Source organism: Fodinibius salsisoli, assembly GCF_026229185.1.
In the GTDB taxonomy this organism is placed as follows: Bacteria; Bacteroidota; Rhodothermia; order Balneolales; family Balneolaceae; genus Fodinibius; species Fodinibius salsisoli.
The window spans coordinates 211,515-229,516 of record NZ_JAGGJA010000002.1 but is presented as its reverse complement, the minus strand read 5'-3'; the positions used below and the strand labels follow the sequence as shown (position 1 = coordinate 229,516).

Genomic DNA, 18,002 nt, shown 5'->3' with positions numbered 1-18,002 from the left:
TAACCCAAAATCACCAGCCTCCGCTGGCACCACCGCCACCGGAGCCAAATCCACCGCCTCCGCTGAAGCCGCCGAATCCGCCGCCGGAGCCCCCTCCAAATCCGCCGCCGGAACCAAAACCACCGCCTCCGAGAAAGATAAATCCACCGGGCCCCAGGGTGCGGCGTTTGCCTCCCTTGCCACCTCCTTTACCGCCTTTACGACGCGAGGAGAAGTAGATCACGAAAATGATAAAAAGCAGGTTGATGATAAATGAAATCGTATCTCCATCCAGGGTAGAGGAGTTTTCTTTGGCCAGTTGCCCGGTATATTCGCCGCTGGCAAGTTGTATAAGAGCAGAAGTAGCCCGATCAAGTCCTGAGTAATACGCACTTTGTTTGAAGCTGGGAGAAAGAATCTCGCGGATAATACGGCCGGCCATCACGTCAGGGATGGCCCCCTCAAGCCCATACCCAACTTCAATCCGCATTTTTCGTTCCTGTTGAGCAATAAGAATCAGTACCCCATTATCTTTATCGCCTTCCCATAAATTCCATTCGTTAAAGAGGGTGGTCGCCGTTTCCTCAATCGAAATACCGTTTAGACTCTTGAGCGTTGCTACTGCAATAACGGTGGTTGTGGTATCCCGGTAATTGCGAAGCTTGGTCTCAAGCTGCTGCTGCTCACTGCTGTTAAGCATGTTGGCGAAATCATTGACATGACCCGTTGGCTGGGAGGGAAGGTTTTGGCCAAAGGCAAAAGCAGTAATTCCAAGAAACAGCAGTAAGGTTAATAGTGAGCGTTTAGGATATTTCATAAATATGAAAGGGTATTACTAAAGAGAACTTAAGAATTATATATCGGAGTAGGAGGTGGCGTGCAGCAGATGGATGTCGGCATGCGACACATTATTTTGGTACTTCTCCATCGAAGAGAGTTGCTCCCACTGAGCATCCGAACCAAATTGATCCCAGTGTTTGTCACGACTTGCCATATCTTTAAAAGATGTCATATACATCAGGTTGGGCATCGCATCACCAACCAAGACATTGCCATAGAAAATGGAGTTAAAATCCAATCGGTTAAAGATATCGATTTCGCCGCCGGCATTAAACATATCTACCTTGTTGATATTCAGTGCTTCGGTCGGGCTTTCGTAGCTTCGCAACTCATATATTCGTTTTGTTTTAGGAGCTGGAAGGGTTGATTCCATCAAAGTAGGCGCATCCTTAAACGATTTTAGTAAAATAGACTTGATGCGGTTATAGGGCGGATGATCATATGTCGCTTCCAAATATTCCTGACCATCACTCGAGAATTGTGAATCATTTTGTAGGGTTGCCGCAAGGGCCTCAAATTTATCCAGGGAAGAGAAGGGGATGAGCACATAGGTGCGGAGAGCCGCAGTGTCTTGCTCCACGGGTTTAAAAACGCCTACCTGCTTTATCCCGGCACGGTGCAGGGCCGGAAGATAAGCAGTATTTAGAAACTGGTCAGTGCGTTCTTGCTGGCTGATGTTGTCAAAATGATAGACTTTAATCTGGAAAAATTGACGCTCAGCAGGCTGGCTTTGGCTATGCGCTGGTTGAGATATGGCAACCAAGATCAGGGAGAGGAACAGGGAAATAAAATTCTTTTTAAGCATATAGACTCAGGTTATTAATCAAAAATTAGGTGTAACTGATTTCATCCGAGAGTTCGTTGGTAGCTCTGCCATCAGGAGGAAAAAGGTCAGCAAGTTTTTGGCCTACTCGGCGGACTGTTTCTTCAATGCCCTGTTCAAACTCTTGTTTCTTGAAATGGGCAATCAGCTGATCCAGGATCGTACTCCAGTAGTCATCTTCGACCTGTTCATGGATCCCTTTGCCGGCATAAATCGCTGCCTGGTGATCCTCATCCGCAATATAGATGAGAACCCCGTTCTGCAGCGTTGTTTGATCCATCCCAAGCTCATGAAAAATATAAGCAGCTCGTTGCAGCGGCTCCTGATCAGAGCTTTGTTCAATATGGATTCGTATTTCGCCGGATGTTCGTTTTTCCGCTTCCTGTATAGCTTCAATGACTTGCTGCTCTTGCTTTTTCGTAAGGAGATCTTTTGATGGCATATCTACAATAGGCTAAATGAAAACTAATTAAAATCAACTTCCGGAGCTTCGCTGGCGCCCTCATCCGCTTCAAAGTAAGCCTTGTCATCAAAACCAAGGATACCCGCAAAGACGTTCGTTGGAAATTTTTGAATATCGGTATTATACGTTTGCACTGCCTCGTTGAATCGTTGACGTTCCGTGGCGATCCGATTTTCGGTGCCTTCCAGTTGCGTTTGCAAATCACGGAAATTTTGGTTGGCCTTAAGCTCTGGATAGCGTTCCACGGTAACCATCAGGCGGGAAAGCGCCCCTGAGAGCTGCTGCTGGGCCTGTTGAAACTGTTGAATTCTTTGGGGATTGTTGAGATCATCAGCATTCAACTGGATCGAAGAAGCTTTACTGCGGGCTTCAATGACATCCGTCAGCGTCTCCTGCTCAAAGTCGGCGGCCCCTTTTACCGTATTGACTAAGTTAGGAACCAAATCTGCGCGTCGCTGATACTGATTCTCGACCTGTGCCCAGGATTGATTCACCGTTTCCTGCTTTTCCACCAATCCATTATTAATGTTGATACCATAAATTACCAACAAAACAACTGCGCCAATTCCGATGAGAGTCTTAATATTCATAGGTTTATTCTTAATTTAGGGTTTATCGGTCTCAATATACGAAAGGAAGAGAAAATAGATACAGCCATTGTCTCATTTCTCAACCATTGAAAACTATCAGATCATTTTTACTTTTTCATTTTTAATTCTTAGCAATCTAATTCCTATCTTTGGGCCAAATATTACCATAATTGTTAAATGCTAAAGGTCTTGGCCTATAAATTTATTTATTTCGATCTGGATGATACGCTTCTGGATCACCGTTCTGCAGAACGAGCCGCACTCTTAGATGTGCATGCTCATTTTTCGCTTTTTAAAGAGACGAATACTGAAGCACTCATTGATATCTATCACCAAGTGAATAGTATGCAGTGGGCGCAATATAGTGGCGGTGAGATCAGCCGGCAGGAGTTGCAGCGAAATCGATTTGAGCAGACATTAGAGAAGCTCAATCTGGATTCTTCGGACTATGCCCGGATTGGTCAATACTACATTGCTTGCTACCGGAACCACTGGCAGTGGATAGAGGGCGCCGAGGCCTTATATCAGCGCGTTGTCCAAAAGTATCCGGTCGGAATTTTAACGAATGGCTTTGCTGAAACACAGCGCAAAAAACTGGATGATTTTGGATTGTATCGTTCGGCAGAGCATGTAGTTATTTCGGAGGATGTAGGAGCGTTGAAACCAGATCCAAAAGTTTTTGAATATGCTACCCGTCAAACCGGTTTGGATAAAAATGATATCCTGTACGTAGGAGATTCTTATAGATCTGACATTGAAGGGGCCACAAATTTTGGCTGGGATACGGCCTGGTTTACCCAAAACGGGGACTCAGCAAAGCAGAAGAAAGCCCAGTTCGTTTTTAGTGATTTTAATGATTTAAGTAATTATATAAGGATATAAAGAAAATAAGGGGATAGGGAAGCATCTTATATCCCATATGTTCTTATACCTCCTTGTAATGCTTTTACCAATGATAAACTTTATTTTCTAAGTAAAATTAATATGTCGAATACCGCCATAACAGAACCCGAAGTAACACTGGAATTAGCAAAAGATCACGGACTTACCGAGGAAGAGTTCGAGATGATTAAGGAGTATTTGGGGCGGACACCCACATTTACCGAATTAGGGGTGTACTCTGTGATGTGGAGTGAACACTGCTCATATAAAAACTCCATTCTTGAAATAAAAAAACTGCCCAATGAAGGTCCGCAAATGTTGGTAGGGGCCGGAGAAGAAAATGCCGGACTGGTGGATATTGGAGATGGACTGGGCTGTGTGTTTAAGGTGGAGAGCCATAACCATCCATCGGCTATTGAGCCTTATGAGGGCGCAGCGACAGGAGTCGGCGGTATCCATCGCGATATTTTTACGATGGGGGCGCGTCCCGTTGCAAGCCTCAATTCGCTTCGTTTTGGTGATCTGGATACCCCCCGCGTCCGATTTCTGCTGGATGGTGTTGTTCGGGGTATTTCCGATTACGGTAATTCCTTTGGCGTGCCAACAGTAGGGGGCGAAATTTATTTCGATGAAAAATATGAAGGGAATCCGCTTGTTAACGCCATGAGTGTAGGCATTGTGAAAGCCGATCGTACCGCATCGGCCATTGCCAAAGGTGCGGGTAACCCCGTCATTATTGTGGGTTCTGAAACCGGACGGGACGGCATCCACGGGGCGACATTTGCTTCCGAAGAAATTAGCGAAGAAAGTGAAGAAAAACGCCCGAGTGTGCAGGTGGGGGACCCTTTCTCAGAGAAGCTGCTGCTGGAAGCCACGCTGGAAGTGATCAAAAATGGCGGTCTCGTCGGCATCCAGGATATGGGAGCGGCGGGTATTAGTTGTTCCTCTTCCGAGATGAGTGCTAAAGGTAAAAGCGGTATGAATATCGACTTGGATAAGGTGCCCGCACGTGAAAAAGGCATGACGGCCTACGAGCTGCTGCTCTCCGAGAGTCAAGAGCGGATGTTAGTCGTTGCTGAGAAGGGACGTGAGCAAGAAATTATTGATATTTATGAAAAATGGGATCTTAATGCCGTCGTTATTGGAGAAGTAACCGATGATGAAAATGTAACCTATCATAAAGATGGTGAAGTGAAAGCGGATATCCCGGCCGACAGCCTGGTACTGGGCGGAGGAGCTCCGCGTTATGAGCGTGAGACGAAGAAGCCGGAATACCTGGAAGAAACGCAGTCTTTCGATATAGATAGCCTGGATCATCCTTCTGATCACAAAGAAATCCTCGAGACATTATTGCAATCACCCAATGTGGCCTCTAAGCGCTGGGTTTTTGAACAGTATGATACCATGGTGCGAACGAATACGGTGAACGGTCCGGGAGCATCCGATTCTGGAGTTGTTCGGATTAAAGGAACCAATAAAGGGTTGGCTGTTAAAACGGATTGTAACGGCCGATATGTGTATTTGAACCCACGGCGCGGCGGACAAATTGCTGTTGCTGAGGCGGCAAGAAATGTGGTCTGCAGTGGCGCTAAGCCGATGGCCATAACGAATTGCCTGAATTTTGGTAATCCATATAAACCGGAAGTGTACTGGACATTCAAAGAGGCCCTGGCCGGCATGAGCGAAGCGTGCCGTACCTTCAATACGCCGGTAACAGGAGGAAACGTCAGCTTCTATAATGAAAATCCCAAGATGGCTGTGTTCCCCACACCGGTTATTGGCATGCTGGGTCTGATCGAAGACTTGGAAAATGATCGAATGACACCGGAATTCAAGCAAGAGTCGGACCTTATTTACTACATTGGTGCCGAGCGGAATGGTCTGGGGGGTAGTGAATATCTGCATACTTTGCATGACCTGACAACGGGCGATGCCCCGGAAATAGATCTCGAGTTTGAGGGAAGCTTGCAGGAAGCGCTCCTGGAAGCCATTCAAGCCAAGAAGGTAAATGCTGTGCATGATATTTCAGATGGTGGGCTGGCGATTACGCTTGCTGAAATGGCGCTTTTTGCCCGGAAAGGAGCAACGGTGTCTGTGGATGCCCTGGGCGACAATAAACATGAAGTGCTCTACAGTGAAGCACAATCGGGCGTGGTTGTTAGCTGTCCAGCTGATGGTAAGGCAACATTAGAAGATCACTTCTCCAATCATGATATTCCTTTCACTGCATTGGGTACCGTTGGAACTGATCCGGTGCTTAATATTGAAGGGGTATTAGAAATACCTGTGGACGAGGTTACGGAACTGTACGAAGGTGTAATTGAGCAGGCGATGCAACAGAAGTAGCGTGTTTAGGAATTGAAATATGCCCATTATGATTATTCAACCTCTCTTGATCTCCCCTTCATAAGGGGAGAAACAGTGAGATCATAGCTTTTCCCCTCCTTATGAAGGAGGGGAAAAGGGTGGTTGGCTCTAAAGGTTATGGTTTAACCCCTGAAAGTGGTTTCAATATATTATTAAAGAGAAATAATCTGTGTAAATGAGTGGTCAACTATAGTTATCATGAAAGATAAAATTGTTCTTATCGTCGGCGGTTCGGGTGGTATTGGAGAAGCGTGTGCACGTACCTTTGCAAAAGGTGGGGCCACTGTGGTCCTCGCTGCTCGTGATCAAGAGAGGGCTGAAAGTATTGCCAAGGAAATTAATGAATCTGGAAAAGAGGCCTATGTCATTGGCGTGGAGGTGACCGATTTGTCCTCGGTTTCGAATATGGTTCGGGAAATAACCCAAGATCTGGGGCCTATTGATGTGCTGGTCAATGCCTTTGGCACAGCGGTCATCCAGCCTTTGTTGGATATAAAACCGGATGATGCCAAAGAGATGTTTGAGACTAATATTTTTGGGACTTTTTTGGTGACACAGACGGTTGTCCGCTATATGGCTACGGAGAAAAAAGGTCGTGTGGTTATGTTTCCCGGCAGCGTGGGAAAATATCCGATGAAAAATTCGTCGGTATATTCGGCTTCCAAATTTGCGGTAACCGGCTTTACCAAATCACTCATAAAAGAGCACCAACGCAGCGGTGTCAAATTTACGCTTATGCACCTTGGCGGTGTAGATACCCCTATGTGGGACAGCCCCAAGGTTGATATGCGTGTTCGTAAAGATAAAATGCTGACTCCCGAAGAAGTTGGCAAAGCGGTTTATTATGCTGCCAATCAGCCGGAAGACTCGGTGCTCAATGAAATGGTACTGCAGCCAGAATCGCACCAGATGGTTTAATCCAGCTCGGGACGATCTCGCATATATCCTTCGTGGGCCATCATTTTGCCCATCTCATTATAGGCTTCGTTTTCTTTGGGAGCCCAGGTTCCCAGTCCGTCCACATAGCGATTATACATGCAAAAAGCTGCTGCTATGAGCACCGTATCATGGATTTCACGATCCGTAGCTCCTTCCGCTTTGGCTTTCTGGATATGCTCGTCTGCAACCTCACGGCCACTTTGCTGCACCTTCCTGGCGATATCCAGCAGAGCCCGAAACTTTGGCGTTACTTCGGTCTCTTCAAAGTCGTTCTTAATATCATCAATGAGGGAAAGATCCCCATCTACATGATGGGCTGCCGAAGCTCCGTGAGAAGTATGACAAAAGTGGCAGTTATTCTGATAGGAAACATAGGAAGCGATCATTTCTCGCTCGGCACTTGATAGAGGCGAGGGGCCACGCAATAATGTTTCCGCCAGTTGACACAGCGGGTTGGCTGTATCAGGACGGAAGTGAAAGAGTCCCACAATTCCAGGATTGTCATTATTGAGGTCAATATGAGCCATAAAGCATTTATTTAATTTTTAAAGAAGGTATTTGTAAAACTACTCTATCTTGTCATTTGACAAGTCAAGTTTTACAAACTCTATTAAGTTATTTACTCTTTACAACAAAAAGATGCAACCTGTGATGATTGAAAAGTTATGGGCAGCATCTTTTGGCAAATAACACTTTAAATAACCGATTTCAGGGATTCCTCAATGATATTCATCCCTTCATCAATATGATGCTTCTCAACCGTCAGTGGTGGACGGAAGCGGATGGTATGGGTACCACAAGCAAGAATCATCAGCTTATTTTTAAAGCACTCTTTTACTACTTTATCTCGAATGTGACTGTTAGGAAGGTCAATAGCGCAGAAGAGTCCTTTACCACGGGCATTAGTAACAGCTTCAAACTGGTCGGCTAAGCCCTGAATGTTCTGGAGCAGATAATCGCCTGTTTGAGCGGCGTTTTCAACCAGATCGTCTTCTTCAATAACTTCAAGGATGCGTTGGAAACGAACCATATCCACAAGGTTACCACCCCAGGTAGAGTTGATCCGTGAGGATACGTTGAAGCAGTTATCTTTAACTTCATCAATCCGGTTACCGGCTAAAATACCACAAACCTGGGCTTTTTTTCCGAAGGCCAGAATATCGGGTTTAACATAATGTTCGTGAGCCCAAAATTTTCCGGTCAGTCCCACACCGGTTTGCACTTCGTCGTAGATCAACAGGGCTTCATGTCTGTCGGCCAAATCACGGAGAGCCTGGTGGAACTCTTTCCGGAAATGGTTGTCGCCGCCTTCACCCTGGATGGGCTCGATAATGATACAAGCGATATCGTCTTTGTGAATCTCAAAATAACGCTCGGCTTGGGCAATGGCTCGTTCTTCTTGTGCGGCGGTCTGTTTAATATGCTCAGCTGTAGCAGGATAAGTCATCGCGGGAGCAATAATCCTGGGCCAGTCAAATTTTGGAAAATATCTAACTTTCTTTGGATCGGTATTCGTTAATGACATGGTGTACCCACTGCGGCCATGGAATGCCTTCTCGAAGTGTAGTACTTTATGGCCTTTTTCCTGGCGATATCCTTTCTCAAAATTTTTCTGCACTTTCCAATCAAAAGCCACTTTAAGGGCATTTTCTACCGCCAGCGCCCCACCTGAAATAAAAAAGGAATGAGGTAGATAATCCGGAATGCCCACTCGGTCGAAGGTATCGACAAATTCAGCCAGTTCTTCGGTATAAATATCAGAGTTAGAAGGTTTATTAAGGGCAACCTGGCCAATTTTTTGACGAAAGGCGTCATTGGCAATTTTGGGATGGTTCATTCCCAAAGGATTCGAGGCAAAAAAGGTGAAGAAATCGAGGTATCGATCTCCGGTTCTGGCATCATAAAGATACGCTTCCGCACTGTTTTCCAGATCTAAGACAAAATCATAACCGTCAGTGAGGAGGTGTTTGGAGAGTACATTGTGCACTTGCGTTGCTGAAACTTCTTCTGTGATGGACATAAGCCTCTTTTTTAGCTTTAGACATTCATTTTTAGCTCTAAATAGGGAAAGGAAATAAATTTGAATTTACTATTGACAAGTACCCATGTCAAGCCTTATTATAGGCATTCACATCGCGGGGTGGAGCAGCTGGTAGCTCGTCGGGCTCATAACCCGAAGGTCGCAGGTTCGAATCCTGCCCCCGCCACTAAGTAAAAGGCGACTTTCTGTAACCAGAGAGTCGCCTTTTTTATTACAAGAGAGGGAAAGAAGTTTACTATCTACACACTTCATTCTCATAAAGACGACATAATTTATATAAGGTCTACTTCGAACCTCAAACGGTGGATACTCTCAAATAACAAATTAGGCAGAAAAGGATGGACTATAAAATATCACCCACAGAAAATAGCGTATACCGAAGAATTTGAGACTGAGTCGGGAGAAGCAACTCAAAAGTGCATAGTTGAGTTAGTAATCCGGTACAGTGGACTTACTATTCTGGTTTCAAGCATTAAACTCATCCTTTGACCATATAGCTAATTACAGACACTTGAATAGCTGTATCCAGAATCCCGGTACCCATCATAACAGATTACCGAGCCATCGGTATCTGCTCCAGCCTTGCAGTTGACGCCATTATGCTTAGCACAGGCACCGTGATTATTTCCGCCAAATTTTCGAGCAGACTGCATGAAAGATGAACAACTCTTGATAGATAATAGAAATACTATTCCAAAGATTAATAATCCAGCTGATCTATAACCTGATTTCATTTTTTATCTTTTTAGTTTATAGTAAATAGTAATTTACTGTATGGATATTAGCATATAAAGCAAGTAATTAAAATAATATTCAGTTGTTTTTGGATGGGTTTCAGATCTAAGTACTTGATAAAGAGTTATAAAATATCGGCCAGCAGTAAAACATGCATCTGTAGCATACTTACTGTTTGGCAATAGAAAAGCCCTCAGAGATTTTACAAACTGAGGGCTTTGAGCTGCTCTGTTTTCTACAAATAAAGTGCGAGTTACGCCTCTACCTCTTCGTATTCTTTGATGGTTTCACCAATTATAGACACACAGTCTGCAAGCTGCTCTTTGGTCATAACCAGAGGAGGAGCAAAACGGATGATGTTACCGTGAGTTGGCTTGGCCAGCAAGCCATTTGCCTTAAGTTTTAGGCAGATGTTCCACGCCGTATCGCTGTCCTCAGTATCATTAATAACAATGGCATTGAGTAGTCCTTTGCCACGAACAAGATTTACCAGGTCTGTCTCATCAATAAGTTTTTTCATTTCATCGCGGAAAAATTCGCCAAGTTGTTCCGCATTTTCAGCAAGCTCTTCGTCCTGAATCACTTTTAGTGCCTCCATCGCCACGGCACAAGCCAGCGGGTTCCCACCGTAGGTAGAACCATGTTCTCCGGGACGCAGACACTCCATAATATTATCATCTGCTAACACCGCCGAGACAGGGTAGGCACCCCCAGAAAGGGCTTTGCCCAGAATAACGATATCAGGACGCACATTTTCATGATCCACACACAGCATTTCCCCCGTTCGGGCAATGCCTGTTTGAATTTCATCAGCGATAAAAAGAACGTCATACTTTTGGCAAAGTTCGGATGCCTTTTTCAGATATCCTTCATCGGGTACAATCACGCCGGCTTCACCCTGGATGGGCTCAACTAAAAATCCAGCAACATCCTTTTCTTGTAGTGCGGCTTCCAAAGCATCCAGATCGTTATAAGGAATGGAGGAGAAGCCAGGGGTGTAGGGACCAAAATTTTTCCGGGCTACAGGATCATTGGAAAAGGAGATAATGCTGGTTGTTCGGCCGTGGAAGTTCCCTTTAGCCACTACGATGGTAGCCTTTTCGGGAGTAAGGTTCTTCTTCTCATACGACCATTTACGGCACAATTTAATGGCCGTCTCAACTCCTTCGGCCCCGGTATTCATAGGCAAAAGTTTGTCATACCCAAAAAGATCGTGCATAAACTTCTCATATGCTCCCAGCTGATCACTGTAAAAGGCACGGGAAACAAGGGTCAGTTTTTCTGCCTGTGCTTTAAGGGCTTTAACAATTCGTGGATGGCAGTGTCCTTGATTGACCGCCGAATAGGCCGATAGAAAATCATAATACCGATTCCCCTCCGGATCCCAGACATGTACGCCGTCGGCCTGGGCGACAACAACAGGTAAAGGATGATAGTTGTGAGCTCCATATTGATCTTCCAAAGAAATGGCTTGTTCGGTGGTAGTCATAGAATAATTGTTTAAAAATGTAAATGAGCTTAGAAAATAGGATCTTAAAAAGAGAAGGCAAATATCTTTTTCAGGGAAAAATAGTTTTATCAAAGACCAACAAGACATTGCATGCTTGGAAATATTGGCAAAGTTGGAAATTCCGCCTAAAGTAGGATATATTTATGCACAATAAATTTTAACCCTTGAGCCTAATTGCTCAAGGGTTTTTTTATTAGATAGAAATCCAATTTGATGGATTACAACTACATATATGCACTGGATTGACCTAACGATCTTTGCCTGCTACATGCTGGCAATGTTGGGCTTTGGGCTCTTCTTTTTGAACAGAAATGAGGGTGCTGAAGACTATTATGTGGGAGGCCGCAATATGAGTAGCCTCCATATCGGGCTCTCCGTTGTTGCTACCGACGTTGGTGGTGGCTTTTCCATCGGTTTGGGCGGTCTTGGCTTTGTAATGGGTATTTCCGGATCCTGGATGCTTTTTACCGGTCTTTTAGGCGCGTGGCTGGCGGCCGTGTTCCTCATTCCCAAAGTGAAGGGAAATCCTGTTTTTGATAAAGCCTATACCTTTCCTGAGGTTTTTAAACATTACTTTACTCCCGAAGTAGCTCTTATTGCCGGCATTATTTCGGCGGTAGGATATGCCGGGTTTACCAGTTCCCAGATTTTAGCAGGCGCTAAGCTTGCTCAGGGAACATTTGCCCAGCTCGATCTGCAAACAGCTTTAATTATTATGGGATCTATTGCCGTTATTTACACGGTGATGGGCGGACTCAAAGCCGTTATTTATACGGATACGGTGCAATGGGCCATCCTGATGGTCGGTCTTGTCTTTATTGGTATTCCTATTTCATATACGGCGGTGGGTGGATGGGAAGCCATTTCTCAGACCGTCGATCCTGCATTGCTCTCGATGAGCAATATGACTTGGCAAAAGGTAGTATACTGGGCCGTCACCATCATCCCGATATGGTTTGTGGGGATGACGCTCTACCAGCGAATTTACGCCTGTAATGACGAAAAAACGGCTAAAAGAGCATGGTATCTGGCCGGTGTCTTCGAGTGGCCTGTTATGGCCTTCATGGGCGTAGCCCTGGGACTGTTTGCCAAAGTAGCCGCATCGCAGGGGATGTTTGACTACCTGGGAGCTGAAAATATCGCTGATACCGATCCAGAGACCGGCTTGCCCATGCTGCTGCGAACCGTGCTACCCGTGGGACTAATGGGCATTATGATGAGCGCCTATTTTTCAGCTATTCTTTCTACAGCCGACAGCTGCCTGATGGCAGCATCCGGAAATGTAGTTTCCGATATAATTGGTTATTTTAAGGATGTAGATCACGAAAGCGATACCTTTTTGCGGTTTTCACAAGTTACCACCTTTATTATTGGGATGGGAGCGATCTTAATCGCAAGCATGATGACCAATGTGTTGGATTTAATGCTTTACTCGTACGCATTTATGGTATCCGGATTATTTGTACCCATTATTGGAGCATTCTATTGGGAAAAAAGCAGCAGTGTAGGTGCCTTGGCTGCCATGATTCTTGGCGGGGCAACTACCGTATCGCTGGAAGTATTTTTGCAACAGCTGCCGGCCGGGCTGGATGCTAATGTGTTTGGAATTACCGTTTCGGCTATTGCGTTTGTAAGTTTGTCGTTGCTATTTCCCGACCGGCAAAAGGAACAAATGGAAGAATCTTCAGATACAACATATCAGTATAGTAAACAGGTATAATTTGTCGAATATGCAATTTGATATCATATATTCAGATACGAAAAACCCTACCGTATTTAGCAGGGAAGATATAGCCAGCTTTTTGCACGAACATCTGGATGAATATGGCGATAAAAAGAAGCTTATTTTAAAGTGCATCAGCTATGCTTATGGTGATGGTCCTGGCCAGGATGGTTTTATCTTGGTCGCTCATGAGGAAGAAACCATTATGGGAGCGGTTATTATCAATCATACCAACATGAGTGGATTTATTCCTGAGCATATTTTGGTGTATATTGCTGTTCATGCAGAGGCCCGAGGGCAGGGGCTGGGCAAGCAGCTTATGGAAAAGATCATTGATGCTACAGACGGTGATATTGCCTTACATGTAGAGGCTGATAACCCTGCTATACATCTGTATGAAAAGTACGGGTTTACTAATGAATATTTAGAAATGCGACTTAAGAAATAGGGTATGGCCTATTTAAAATTATATCGAGACAAACTGCGCGATAATTATAATTTTCTCGATAACCTCTTCAAGAAGAACGACATCAAGTGGGGGATCACAACCAAGCTGCTTTGCGGTCATGAAGAGTACCTAAAAGAAGTAGCTGACCTTGGTATCGGGGAGATGCACGACTCGCGGATCAGCAACCTGCGTAAGATCAAGGAGATCGATCCGGATACCATGACCACCTATATCAAGCCGCCCCCCAAGGATATTATCGAATCGGTGGTTAAGTATGCGGATGCCAGTCTCAATACGGAGCTTTCCACCTTGCATGCCCTTTCCGAAGAGGCACAAAAGCAGGGCAAGGTGCACAAGGTGATCATTATGATTGAGATGGGCGACCTGCGCGAGGGGGTCATCCGTGAAAACCTGATCGATTTCTACGAAAAGGTCTTTAAGCTTGAGAATTTAGAAGTATTGGGTATTGGCACCAACCTGAACTGCATGCACGGGGTGATGCCGGATGAAGATAAGCTAATTCAGCTCTCGCTCTACAAGCAGATTATCGAGCTGCAGTTTGATAAAACGATTCCACTTGTATCAGGTGGAACAACCGTGACCATTCCATTGTTGCTGCGCAACCAGCTTCCTAAGGGCATTAACCACTTTCGGGTGGGCGAAGCTCTCTTTTTTGGCAAAGACCTCTTTGCTGACGGTACCATCGAGGGCATGCATAATGATGTGCTGGAGCTGTACACCCAGGTTATTGAAATTGCGGAAAAGCCCAAAGTACCCAGTGGCGATTTAGGTAAGAATCCACAGGGCAAAGTAGCGGATATTGACAAAGATGACTATGGTGAAACATCCTACCGGGCTATCCTGGATATTGGCTATCTGGATATCAATCCGGATCATCTGATTAATGTGGAGGATAATGTGAAAGTCGCCGATGCCAGCTCTGATATGCTCATCCTGGATGTGGGAGACAATGCGGCCGGTTATGAAGTGGGAGATTTTATCCGCTTCCGCATGAAATACATGGGAGCTCTTGGAATTATGAATTCCGATTATATTGATAAAATTGTAGAATAATGTTGAGGTAGATGAGGCTCACCGGATCTAAGGTGGGCTTTATCTTTACCGTCTTATCCCATTATGTATTAGGCTCTCCCAATGAAAATGAAGGTTGCTCATTTCATTCATCAGACGAAAAAGCAATCGCTCGATGAGGCCTCGTACTCGTCCCGCCACAGCGACTGGATAACTACCCATACCGACTGGACTTACCACTCCAGGCTCTGTGGACTACTAAGTCCATTGCTAATGGATAAGAAAGAAGCCCTGAATAAGATTCTTTATTTTCTTTTACTGGAAACTAAAAGCCATAACTGGGATATTGGACCACCCGATTCTTTGCGCCAGACTCTTAACTTTTTGAATCATTGCCATTTATGAAGACCCTGTCTACTATCGACTTTGCCAACGTAATGGACTACCCGGACGATCCCGAAGAAATGTATCTGTTCGATTTTACAGAGGGCTACAATCCGGAGTTTATTCGCAGCAAAAAGTGGGGCATTGGCCGCTACAATGAGAAACGCAAAGAGATGTATGTTGCCCCCCATTACAAAAGCAGCCGGGATATCCATATGGGCATCGATATCTGGACCGAAGCCGGCGCCTCGGTGTATTCATTTGCCGATGGAAAAGTAGTATACATGAAAGACAATAATCAGCCGGGCGATTATGGTCCAACGATAGTTATTAAATATACGATAGATTCGACCGAAGTATTTGCCTTGTACGGTCATCTGACCCGTGCTTCTCTGCAGCAAGTTTCGGTAGGTGAGCAGGTACAAAAAGGGCAGCATATTGCAGATCTTGGTTCGGAAGAAGTAAATGGAGGATGGGTGCCGCACCTGCATTTTCAGTTATCGATTGAAGATCCCGGTAAAGCGGATATGCCCGGCGTGGTCTCCGATGAAGGACACGAGCAAGCACTGGGAATTTATCCTGATCCCCGGATTATTTTGGGACAGTTATATTAACGGAAAGTCTTAAGTTAGAAGAGTAAAGTATTAAGTTGAGAGTTTGGAAGCTGGAGTTTAGATGTTGGATACTGAAAGCTAGAGATCGGAATTTCTGGAATTAATCCTTGACCCGGACGATCAGAAACCACAGCTTTTACCTGCAACCTGATTGGCAATTTTGCTTGAAAATTAACTTCTTAATAGTTATTTCAAATCTTACCAGAAAGCTACGTCATTGAATGACTTTTGATATTGAAACACACCTTCCCCAGCTTACTTCCTTCCGACAGTACTTGCACTCGATTGCTGAAGTATCAGGATCAGAAAATCGTACGGCTCAGGCCATTGAGTCTTTCTTAACGGAAAAAGCCAAACCGGATGAAATATACAATGGTGTCGGAGGCCATGGCATCATAGCAACTTATCGGGGGGCTTCAGATGGAGAACATATTCTGCTCCGGTGCGAGCTGGATGCACTCCCCATTTCTGATGAGATTGAAACTGAATACCGATCGAAGTCGGATGGGGTAGGCCACAAATGCGGACATGATGGACACATGGCGATTATCTGTGGGGTGGCTATGCTTATGGCCGCTGAACGTCCATCCAAGGGGACCGTTTCGTTGCTTTTTGAACCTTCGGAAGAGACTGGAAGGGGGGCAGAGCGGGTGCTCAAGGATCAAGTATTCCAATCGTTGGAACCCGACTACTGCTTTGCTCTGCATAACCTTCCCGGGTATGAGCCTCATCGTATTGTAGTTCGAGATCAGGTTTTTGCGGCTGCTTCGGTAGGTCTTGAGGTAGAGTTTCAGGGGGAAACGGCGCACGCTGCTCATCCCGAGGAAGGGCGAAGCCCTGCTATGGCCATGGCTCAATTGGTCCAGGCACTATCAGCAGTGCCCCAATATTACAGTGCGCTGGATGAGGCAACCAAGGTAACCGTCATCAATGCAGAGCTCGGGGAGCGCGCGTTTGGCACTTCGCCGGGACAAGCAACCGTTCGTGCTACTTTGCGCACCTACGACGATGAACTCCTGACATCGCTGCAAGAACGCTGTCTTAACATTGCGGAAGGCATCGCCCAAACATACGACCTCTCCATAGATCATCGGTGGGTTGAACCGTTTTCTGCCACGAAGAATGCCCCGAAAGCGGTTGACATTATTCGAAAAGCGGCCGAAGTCCAGGAACTTGATATCCGGGAGAAAGAAGCTCCGTTTAGCTGGTCTGAAGATTTTGGGCACTTTAGTCGGGAAATTCCGGGAGCCATGTTTGGATTGGGTATCGGAGAGAACCATGCTGCCCTGCATGCCGAAACCTACGATTTCCCCGACGAGGTAATTCACACCGGCACATTGATGTTCATGCAAATTATAAAAGAGATTAACTCATAAGAATGAAAGATGAATTTTCCCCTTGCTATGTGGAGTTAAGTAAATCTTCATTGCAGAAAAACATTTCCTTTCTCAAAAATTATGTGGGAGAGGATGTGGTATTTAGTTCAGTGATCAAAGGGAATGCTTACGGGCATGGTATAGACTATTTCGTGCCACTCGCAGAAGAGTGTGGCATCCGGCATTTTTCGGTATTCAGCTCCGATGAAGCCCGCAAAGCCTGTCGTGCTTCAACCCATGAAGATACACACGTTATGATTATGGGAATGATCAGGAATGATGTTATTGCCTGGGCTATCGAGCATGATGTTTCCTTCTTTATTTTTGAGCTGGATCGCCTGAAAGCAGCAGCAGAAGAAGCTAAACGGATTGGCAAACCGGCGCGTGTTCATCTACATCTGGAGACCGGCATGAACCGGCTCGGGCTGGATTCAGACCAGTTTGGTGAAACAGCTCAGCTTATTAAAGATCACAGTGAATATTTGCAAATTGATGGGTTATGTACCCATTATGCCGGGGCTGAAAGCGTCGGGAATTATGTGCGCATTCAAGAACAAATTGATCGATTTGAGGAATATACCTCTTGGTTCGAAGAGCAGGGTATTGATGCTGAAAATTATCATACTGCGTGCTCGGCATCTACTTTAAATTATCCCGAGACGATTATGGATATGGTACGCATTGGCATTGCACAGTATGGATTTTGGCCCAATCGGGAAACTTATATGAATTTTGTCAAAAAGTATCCTGAGATTAATGCCAAGCACGAAGATCCACTGGAACGGGTCATCAGCTGGAAAAGCGAAGTAATGAGTACAAAAAGAGTGCCCGCGGGCGAGTTTATTGGATATGGAAATACCTATCTAACCAGTCGTAATCAGCAGATAGCTACCGTGCCCATCGGCTACAGCCATGGATTCGGACGCAACCTGACCAACGTAGGCATTGTATTGATCAACGGAGAGCGCGCCCCGGTAGCCGGGCTGGTAAACATGAACCTGCTCACTGTTGATATTACGGATATCTCCAACGTCCAAAAGGGAGACGAAGTGGTCATCATCGGGAAACAGGGTGACCAGGAAATGACGGTAGCCTCCTTCAGCGAGATGCGCAACTTTATGAATTACGAGGTACTGGTACAGATTCCTTCAACCCTGCCTCGTTATATCGTTTGATTGAAGAAAACCTTATGCTAAAGATATTTTTAGCTCCATGGGAGTTATACTCTCGTTCTTCTATAAGAGGATTTCTCATAA

At 45.3% G+C, this 18,002-nt stretch carries 17 protein-coding genes and 1 tRNA gene; 11 read left to right on the top strand and 7 right to left on the bottom strand.

What is annotated here, in order from left to right; translation table 11 throughout:
• Nucleotides 1-10: 10 nt before the first annotated feature.
• The 4 genes from J6I44_RS03820 to J6I44_RS03805 are packed head-to-tail and all read right to left on the bottom strand — an operon-like array spanning nucleotide 11 to nucleotide 2,695.
• Nucleotides 11-796, bottom strand: coding sequence for a TPM domain-containing protein (locus J6I44_RS03820; RefSeq protein WP_265764662.1), 786 nt, complete (start codon nucleotides 794-796; stop codon nucleotides 11-13).
• A 36-nt stretch (nucleotides 797-832) separates the two neighbouring features.
• Nucleotides 833-1,624 (bottom strand): NIPSNAP family protein, encoded by a 792-nt coding sequence (locus J6I44_RS03815; protein ID WP_265764661.1) that lies wholly within the window; start codon nucleotides 1,622-1,624, stop codon nucleotides 833-835.
• A 25-nt stretch (nucleotides 1,625-1,649) separates the two neighbouring features.
• Nucleotides 1,650-2,084 (bottom strand): TPM domain-containing protein, encoded by a 435-nt coding sequence (locus J6I44_RS03810; RefSeq protein ID WP_265764660.1) that lies wholly within the window; start codon nucleotides 2,082-2,084, stop codon nucleotides 1,650-1,652.
• A gap of 23 nt (nucleotides 2,085-2,107) precedes the next feature.
• Nucleotides 2,108-2,695, bottom strand: coding sequence for a LemA family protein (locus J6I44_RS03805; RefSeq protein ID WP_265764659.1), 588 nt, complete (start codon nucleotides 2,693-2,695; stop codon nucleotides 2,108-2,110).
• Nucleotides 2,696-2,884: 189 nt separating this feature from the next.
• On the opposite strand from J6I44_RS03805, the gene J6I44_RS03800 reads away from it, so the two are divergent.
• The 3 genes from J6I44_RS03800 (at nucleotide 2,885) to J6I44_RS03790 (ending at nucleotide 6,862) form a co-directional block, all read left to right on the top strand.
• Nucleotides 2,885-3,577: a YjjG family noncanonical pyrimidine nucleotidase gene (locus J6I44_RS03800; protein ID WP_265764658.1), complete on the top strand. Its 693-nt coding sequence runs from the start codon at nucleotides 2,885-2,887 to the stop codon at nucleotides 3,575-3,577.
• Between the two features lie 102 nt (nucleotides 3,578-3,679).
• Nucleotides 3,680-5,923, top strand: coding sequence for a phosphoribosylformylglycinamidine synthase subunit PurL (gene purL / locus J6I44_RS03795; RefSeq protein ID WP_265764657.1), 2,244 nt, complete (start codon nucleotides 3,680-3,682; stop codon nucleotides 5,921-5,923).
• 219 nt (nucleotides 5,924-6,142) lie between these two features.
• Nucleotides 6,143-6,862 (top strand): SDR family oxidoreductase, encoded by a 720-nt coding sequence (locus J6I44_RS03790; protein WP_265764656.1) that lies wholly within the window; start codon nucleotides 6,143-6,145, stop codon nucleotides 6,860-6,862.
• Here J6I44_RS03790 and J6I44_RS03785 read toward each other — a convergent pair.
• Nucleotides 6,859-7,410 (bottom strand): carboxymuconolactone decarboxylase family protein, encoded by a 552-nt coding sequence (locus J6I44_RS03785; RefSeq protein ID WP_265764655.1) that lies wholly within the window; start codon nucleotides 7,408-7,410, stop codon nucleotides 6,859-6,861. The genes J6I44_RS03790 and J6I44_RS03785 overlap by 4 nt on opposite strands.
• Before the next feature lie 167 nt (nucleotides 7,411-7,577).
• A complete protein-coding gene (lat, locus tag J6I44_RS03780) occupies nucleotides 7,578-8,903 on the bottom strand; it encodes an L-lysine 6-transaminase (RefSeq protein ID WP_265764654.1) in 1,326 nt (441 codons plus the stop codon).
• A gap of 114 nt (nucleotides 8,904-9,017) precedes the next feature.
• Between lat and J6I44_RS03775 the strand changes: the two genes are divergently transcribed.
• Nucleotides 9,018-9,090, top strand: a tRNA-Met gene (locus J6I44_RS03775).
• Between the two features lie 822 nt (nucleotides 9,091-9,912).
• On the opposite strand, the gene rocD is transcribed toward J6I44_RS03775, so the two are convergent.
• Nucleotides 9,913-11,148, bottom strand: a complete 1,236-nt coding sequence (gene rocD, locus J6I44_RS03770; RefSeq protein ID WP_265764653.1) for an ornithine--oxo-acid transaminase — start codon at nucleotides 11,146-11,148, stop codon at nucleotides 9,913-9,915.
• 253 nt (nucleotides 11,149-11,401) lie between these two features.
• On the opposite strand from rocD, the gene J6I44_RS03765 reads away from it, so the two are divergent.
• From J6I44_RS03765 to alr, 7 genes are all read left to right on the top strand, one after another.
• Nucleotides 11,402-12,889, top strand: a complete 1,488-nt coding sequence (locus J6I44_RS03765; RefSeq protein WP_265764652.1) for a sodium:solute symporter family protein — start codon at nucleotides 11,402-11,404, stop codon at nucleotides 12,887-12,889.
• Between the two features lie 10 nt (nucleotides 12,890-12,899).
• Nucleotides 12,900-13,340 carry a GNAT family N-acetyltransferase gene (locus J6I44_RS03760; protein ID WP_265764862.1) on the top strand — a complete coding sequence of 147 codons (441 nt, stop codon included), beginning with the start codon at nucleotides 12,900-12,902 and terminating at the stop codon, nucleotides 13,338-13,340.
• 3 nt (nucleotides 13,341-13,343) lie between these two features.
• The gene (locus J6I44_RS03755) at nucleotides 13,344-14,414 is read left to right on the top strand and encodes an alanine/ornithine racemase family PLP-dependent enzyme (protein WP_265764651.1); all 1,071 of its coding nucleotides are present in this window, start codon (nucleotides 13,344-13,346) and stop codon (nucleotides 14,412-14,414) included.
• Nucleotides 14,415-14,495: 81 nt separating this feature from the next.
• The gene (locus tag J6I44_RS03750; RefSeq protein ID WP_265764650.1) at nucleotides 14,496-14,777 is read left to right on the top strand and encodes a hypothetical protein; all 282 of its coding nucleotides are present in this window, start codon (nucleotides 14,496-14,498) and stop codon (nucleotides 14,775-14,777) included.
• Entirely contained in the window at nucleotides 14,774-15,370 is a 597-nt protein-coding gene (locus tag J6I44_RS03745; protein ID WP_265764648.1) for a peptidoglycan DD-metalloendopeptidase family protein, read from the top strand. Before J6I44_RS03750 ends, J6I44_RS03745 begins: the two co-directional genes overlap by 4 nt.
• A gap of 221 nt (nucleotides 15,371-15,591) precedes the next feature.
• Entirely contained in the window at nucleotides 15,592-16,746 is a 1,155-nt protein-coding gene (locus J6I44_RS03740; RefSeq protein ID WP_265764647.1) for an amidohydrolase, read from the top strand.
• 2 nt (nucleotides 16,747-16,748) lie between these two features.
• A complete protein-coding gene (gene alr, locus J6I44_RS03735) occupies nucleotides 16,749-17,921 on the top strand; it encodes an alanine racemase (RefSeq protein WP_265764646.1) in 1,173 nt (390 codons plus the stop codon).
• Nucleotides 17,922-18,002: the final 81 nt, after the last annotated feature.